Origin of the sequence: Streptomyces sp. WM4235 (assembly GCF_001279725.1) — a bacterium.
GTDB lineage: Bacteria > Actinomycetota > Actinomycetes > Streptomycetales > Streptomycetaceae > Streptomyces.
Map to the genome: position 1 here is coordinate 1 of NZ_LGDE01000080.1, position 6,156 is coordinate 6,156.

Below are 6,156 nucleotides of genomic sequence, written 5' to 3' on the forward strand. Positions count from 1 at the left end.
GGCGGGCAGTGGTGTCCACCGTGATGGCCTCCGCCGTGGTGCCCGCCGTGACCATGGCCGCGATCGTTCCCGCGGCCGCTTTCGCGATCGTTTCCGCGGTCGGATCCCTCGCTGTTCCCCCGGTCGTTCGCACGGCCGGCGGCGTGGCTGTTTTCGTGATGTGCGCCACCTCGGCCGGCTCCGCCCCCGCCCTTGCCGGAGGCCGCGAACGCCCTGACGGCGGTCGCGCCGTCCCCGGTGTCGATCGTCGCGTAGGCGCGGCTATCAGCCACGGCCGGCGTGGCGGACAAGGCCGCCCACAGCAGGACCGGGACCGCCAGCAGGCGCCGGGCACAGGCTCTGTTCACCCCGGGAGCATGGGCCCGCGCGCGCCCGCGCACGTGGAGGTCGGCTCCGGTTCGCCTGAACGGGCGGAGTTCAGACCATAGAGGTTTGAGCCAGTCTTCGGTCGTGTCAGGTTACCGATCGGTCAATTCCCAAAAGGTATTTGTCGGTTTCGCTCAAAGCCCCCGGAGGGACCCGTTCCTGGCTTTGGTGTGTGACCAAGAACGGATCGCCAATTTCCGCTTTTGCTCGCCCCGTTGGGCAATGATCAGTACATTCGGCTCGGACAGGAGTCCGACCCCCGGGCGGACCCTCGACGGACCACGGCACGACTACCGCTTGGAGACCCCGATGGAGCGCCCCGCCTGGGCCCCGCCAGGCATCGACATATCGGTGCCGAGCGTGTCCCGCATCTACGATTACTACCTGGGCGGCTCGCACAATTTCGAGGTCGACCGCCAGGCCGCCCGGCGCGCCATGGAATTCCTGCCGGGCCTCCCCAAGATCATGCAGGCCAACCGGGCATTCATGCGGCGCGCCGTCCGACACGCCGTCTCCGAGGGCGTCACCCAGTTCCTCGACATCGGCTCCGGCATCCCGACCTTCGGCAACGTCCACGAGATCGCCCGAGCCGCCAGCCCCGAGGCGCGCGTCGTCTACGTCGACCACGACCCGGTGGCCGTCGCGCACAGCCAGGCCGTCCTGGCCGGGGACGAACTCACCGGAGTCGTCGCCGCCGACCTGCGCAAACCGCAGGAGATCCTCGCCGCCCCCGAGGTCGGCCGACTGATCGACTTCGAACGCCCGGTCGCACTGCTGCTCGTCGCCGTCCTGCACTTCCTCGAGGACTCGGACGACCCGTACGTCGCCGTCGCGCAACTGCGCGACGCGCTGGCCCCGGGCAGCCTGCTGATCCTCACCCACGCCTCCTACGAGGGCATCCCGCTGTCGCAGGAGGTCGCGGGCGGGGCGGTCGGTGTCTACCGGGACATCCGCAACCCGCTCGTGATGCGCGACCACCAGGAGATCAGCCGCTTCTTCGACGGCTTCGAATGGGTCGAACCCGGCCTGGTCTCCATGCCGGACTGGCGCCCCGACCGCGCCGACTCGCCGGCCGACGGCGACACACCGGAGGACCCGTACGCCTTCTCCGGCTTCGGCGGCGTGGGACGCAAGGCGTGAGACTCCCGGCTCCGACCCCGCACTCCGCCACCCCGGCCCCGGCCCTCCAGTCGGGCGCCGGGGCCGGGAAGCACCCGAAGGAACCCCCGAGCGAGGACAAGCCGCCGCCCGGTCCGCGCGCGGGCCGGGCGGCCGTGGGAGAGCTGCGGAGCGGGTTGGAGGACCGGATCGCGCGCTTCGCGACGATCTGGGGGCGCGCCATCTTCCCGGTCACCGCCACGTCGCTGACCCGGCCGGAGTTCGAACGACACCTCGTCCCGCTCACCCGTACCCTCACCGAGGCACTGCACGCGCGCCCCTTCGACGCGGCCATCGCCCAGCGGGTCGGCGCCGAACTCGTCGCCGTGCACTGCACCGACCCGGAGGCCCTGGCCGGGACCCTCGGCGTGGTCGAGTCGTACCTCGTCCTGTACTGCGGCCCGGACGGCGCCGGAGTGGAGGGCACCGAGGAGTACCGGGCCCGCTGCGCCAGGCTCCAGCACGGCATCGCTGCCGGATTCGCCCGGGCGCTGCGCGAACGCACCCTCAAGGAGCAGGAGGCCATCGCCCGCTCCGCCCTGACCGCCCGCATCGACGCCCAGAAGGCCCTGCACGCCAGCGAGGCACGCTTCCGGGCCGTATTCGAGGGCGCCGCGATCGGCATCGGCATCGCGGACCTCCAGGGCAACGTGCTGGAGGTCAACGACACCCTGCTGCAGATGTTCGGCGGCCTCGAAGGACACGTCCGGGGCCGCAACGTCAGCGATTGGGGCCACCCCGACGACACCCCGCACGTCTGGCGGATGTACGGCGAGCTGGTGCGCGGGGAGCGCGAGCACTACCGGGTGGAGAAGCCCTATTACCGGCACGACGGAACGGTGCTGTGGACCAACCTGACGGTGTCGCTGTTGCGTGACGCCGAGGGACGGCCGCAGTACCAACTGGCCCTCATGGAGGACACCACCGAGCGCCGGCTGCTCAACCTGCGGCTGCGCTACGAGGCCACCCACGACGCCCTGACCGGCCTGCCCAACCGGACGCTCTTCTTCGAGCGCCTGGAGAAGGCCCTCAACGGGGCCGGTGGCAGCCGCTTCGGCCTGTGCTACCTGGACCTCGACGGCTTCAAGGCGGTCAACGACAGTCTCGGACACTCGGCGGGCGACCGACTGCTGGTGGAGGTCGCCGACCGGCTGGAGAGCTGTGCGACCGGGCCCGGCGAGGTCGTCGCGCGCCTCGGCGGCGACGAGTTCGTCGCGCTGACCACCGGGTCCGACACCGAGGAGAAGGTGACGGAACTGGCGGTCCGCATCCTCTCCGCGCTCTCCACCCCGATCCGGTTGGAGGGTCGGGAGCTGACCGTCCGGGGCAGCATCGGCATCGTCGAGGGCCCGGCGGGCGAACGCACCCCGGCGGAGGTGCTGCGCAGCGCCGACATCACGATGTACCGGGCCAAGGCGGCCGGCGGGAACCGTTTCGAGTTCGCCGACGAGGAGGCCGACGCCCGCGCCATCACCCGCCACGGGCTGACCAACGCCCTCCCGGCGGCGCTGGAACGCGGCGAGTTCTTCATCGAGTACCAGCCGCTGGTGCACATGCACGACGGCAGCGTCCACGGCGCGGAGGCCCTGGTGCGCTGGTCGCACCCGCAGTACGGGGTACTCGGCCCGGACCGCTTCATCCCGCTGGCCGAGCGCACCGGACTGATCGTGCCCCTCGGCCGCTGGGTCCTGGAGGAGTCCGTCCGACAAGCCTGCAACTGGCAGCGCCAGTACGGCGGCTCGGCCCTGCGGATCAACGTCAACCTGTCGCCGACCCAGCTCCACCACCCCGGCCTGGTCGCCGACACCGTCCGGGTCCTGGAGGCCTCCGGGCTGGCCCCGGGCGCGCTGTGCCTGGAGGTCACCGAGTCGGCGTTGATCGGAGCCGACGACGAACTCCTCGAACCGCTGCGCCGGCTCGCGGCACTCGGCGTGGACATCGCCCTCGACGACTTTGGCACCGGCTACTCCAACCTGGCCAACCTGCGCCGCCTCCCGGTCAGCGTCCTGAAGCTGGACCGCTCCTTCACCCAGGGGATGCAGCACCAACCGGCCAACCCCGTCGACGTCAAGATCGTCGAGGGGATCGTGGCCCTGGCCCACAGCCTCGAACTCGCCGTGACCGTCGAGGGCGTGGAGACCGGGGCCCAGGCCGCCCAACTGCGGGACCTCGGCTGCGACACCGCGCAGGGCTGGTACTACGCCCGCCCCGGCGCCCCGGATCGCATCCACACGCTCTCCCTCTCGGACGCGGTCCCCACTCCCTGACGCCCGCGCCGCCGGGCGCCGCAGGCCCGGCGGGATCCCATGAGACGCCCCACCTGGGAGACGCCCCACCTGGGCTTCCCCGCGACGGTGTCGGCGGTGTCGGTCGTACGGCCTGTGCCTCCCCCCCTGTGTTGAGCGGTGCGGGGGGCCGCGGGGCCGTCGTTCCGGGTCCGGGTTCCGGGCGGTGCGGGGGGCTGCGGGGCCGCCGTTCCGGGTTCGGGCGTCGGACGGCGGGGCGTGAGCGGGACACGATCGCCGGGGCGCCGTCGGCGGATCGCGGGGAAGGTCAGCCCCGGCCGGTCTCCGTACCGTTGCCCGCCGTGCGCACCGCGGCCAGCACCCGTCGGTGTCGTCGGACGGTCTCGGTCAAGACCTCGGCCGCCGCCGGAAGTCGCTCCGCCTCGTATGCGCCGAGAGCCCCCTCTCGGGCGGGTCCGGGCTCTTCGTCGAGGGCCGCAGCCAGTGTGCGGGCCAGCGCCGCCGCGTCTTGGATTCCGGTGTTCATGCCCAGCCCTCCGGCGATCGGTTGGACGTGGGCCGCGTCCCCCGCGAGGAAGACCCGGCCCTGGCGTATCCGGGTTGCCATGCGAACGTTGACCCGCCAGGTCGACAGCCAGGTGGCTTCCCCGAGTCGTATCCCCGACATCCGGGCGTGCCGGTCGAAGAGCCGCTGAAAGCTCTCCAACGAAGGTGGCAGCGGCCGGCCGTGCTCGTCGCGCTCCCGGGAGGCCTGAAGCTGGAAGGTGTCCGTCTCCGGGATCGGGCAGAGCATCATGACCCCGCCGTCCGAGGTGAACCACTGGTGCCAGACGTCCCGACCGAGCCCCGGTGCCGTCACGTCCCCGATCACCATCGCCTGTTCCTCCTCGCTCGTGCCCTCGAAGGGGATCCCGAGGAGGGTGCGGGTCGTGCTGCGTCCGCCATCGCACCCCGCGAGATGACCGGCCCGAATCACCCGGCCGTCGGACAGTTCCGCTTCGACCCCGGCGGTGTCCTGACGCACGGCCGTGAGCCCGGCGCCGTACTCGACGTGCACGCCGAACTCGGCGAGCCGGTCGCGCAGCACCGACTCGATCTGCCACTGGCCCATGAACAGGAACTCGGGGACGGGGGTGTCATTGACATGGGCGCCGTCGAAGTACTTGCGGAACGTCAGGTTCGGAATGCCGACGGCCGCCAGTCGCCCGGCGACGCCGAGGTCCGTCATGACCTTGAGGCCGTCCTGGTTCAGGGACTTGCCGCGAGACTCGTGGTGCGGCGAGGTGCGCTGGTCGATGACCCGCACGGAAACGCCGCGGCGTGCCAGGTCGCAAGCGAGCGTCAAGCCGGTCGGGCCGGAACCCGCAATCAGAACGTCGGTCATCGGATGTCCTCTTGTCGCTCTCGTCGCCGTTTGTCGTCGATGACTCAAGGAAAGCGGCTCCGAAGCGAAAAAGCAACCCGGTTAAATATTTGACTCGGTCACATCTTGTGTGTACGTTGTGTGACATGGAAAACACGACAGGTCTCCGCGAGAGCAAGAAACTGCGCACCCGCCAGAGGCTGGCGACCACGGCGCTGGAACTCTTCCTGGAACGAGGCTTCGACGCCGTTTCGGTGACGGATGTCGCCGCCGCGGCCGAGGTCTCCAAACCCACCCTGTTCCGGTACTTCCCGAGCAAGGAGGATCTGATCCTCGACCGCTTCGCGGACCACCAGGACGAGGCGGCGCGCATCGTGCGCGACCGGGAGGGAGGCCAGACCCCGGTGGGCGCCCTGCACGCGCACTTCCTGGCGGGTCTCGCGGAGCGAGATCCGATCACCGGCCTCTGTGACCATCCGAACGTCCTCGCGTTCCAGGGGCTGCTGTACTCCACGGCGAGCCTGGAGAGCCGTATGGCCCACTACACGGCCCGTGAGGTGGAGCTGCTCGGGGAAGCGCTGGAGGGGGAGTCCGTCGCGCCGCTCGCCGCCCGGATGGCGGCCACGCATCTGGTGGCGGTACGTCAGGGGCTGGGGCGGGCGAACTGGGCCCGCATCGCCTCGGGTGTGAGTGCGGACGACGCCTACGCGGCTGCCGTCACCGAGGCCGACCAGGCCTTCGGAATGCTGGCCGAGGGCCTCGACGCGGCCCTGTCCAGACGCGTCTGAGCGAACCGCCGCCCCGGCCGTGCGTCTCGCCTCCCGGCCATGCCCCGTCGCCCCCGGTCGTGTGCCGTCGATCCGCCGTCGTCTGGGTTCGAGGGCGCTCGTGCCGACCCCCGGCCCCGCACTGGATCCGCCCCGGGCCCGAGCCGCCCCCCAGCCCCACCGCCGCGAAATCCCCGCCGGACGGGGAGAGGCCGTGCCCGGCGAAGCCCTCGCCGGAGTGCCCGTACCCCGCGTA

Annotated in this window: 4 protein-coding genes; 3 read left to right on the forward strand and 1 reads right to left on the reverse strand. The window is 71.3% G+C overall.

What is annotated here, in order from left to right:
- Positions 1-675 precede the first annotated feature (675 nt).
- Complete coding sequence (locus ADK55_RS09130) at positions 676-1,506, forward strand: SAM-dependent methyltransferase (RefSeq protein ID WP_053676982.1); 831 nt, start codon at positions 676-678, stop codon at positions 1,504-1,506.
- A 134-nt stretch (positions 1,507-1,640) separates the two neighbouring features.
- The gene (locus ADK55_RS09135) at positions 1,641-3,791 is read left to right on the forward strand and encodes a putative bifunctional diguanylate cyclase/phosphodiesterase (protein ID WP_053676985.1); all 2,151 of its coding nucleotides are present in this window, start codon (positions 1,641-1,643) and stop codon (positions 3,789-3,791) included.
- Between the two features lie 286 nt (positions 3,792-4,077).
- On the opposite strand, the gene ADK55_RS09140 is transcribed toward ADK55_RS09135, so the two are convergent.
- Positions 4,078-5,154 (reverse strand): FAD-dependent monooxygenase, encoded by a 1,077-nt coding sequence (locus ADK55_RS09140; protein ID WP_053676983.1) that lies wholly within the window; start codon positions 5,152-5,154, stop codon positions 4,078-4,080.
- Between the two features lie 125 nt (positions 5,155-5,279).
- Between ADK55_RS09140 and ADK55_RS09145 the strand changes: the two genes are divergently transcribed.
- Entirely contained in the window at positions 5,280-5,921 is a 642-nt protein-coding gene (locus ADK55_RS09145; protein WP_053676984.1) for a TetR/AcrR family transcriptional regulator, read from the forward strand.
- The last annotated feature ends 235 nt before the right edge of the window (positions 5,922-6,156 follow it).

What these genes read in the sequence shown, in the direction of transcription:
- ADK55_RS09130 (WP_053676982.1), top strand. Translation starts at nt 676, where the DNA reads ATGGAGCGCCCCGCCTGGGCCCCGCCAGGCATCGACATATCGGTGCCG.
- ADK55_RS09140 (WP_053676983.1), bottom strand. Translation starts at nt 5,154, where the DNA reads ATGACCGACGTTCTGATTGCGGGTTCCGGCCCGACCGGCTTGACGCTC.
- ADK55_RS09145 (WP_053676984.1), top strand. Translation starts at nt 5,280, where the DNA reads ATGGAAAACACGACAGGTCTCCGCGAGAGCAAGAAACTGCGCACCCGC.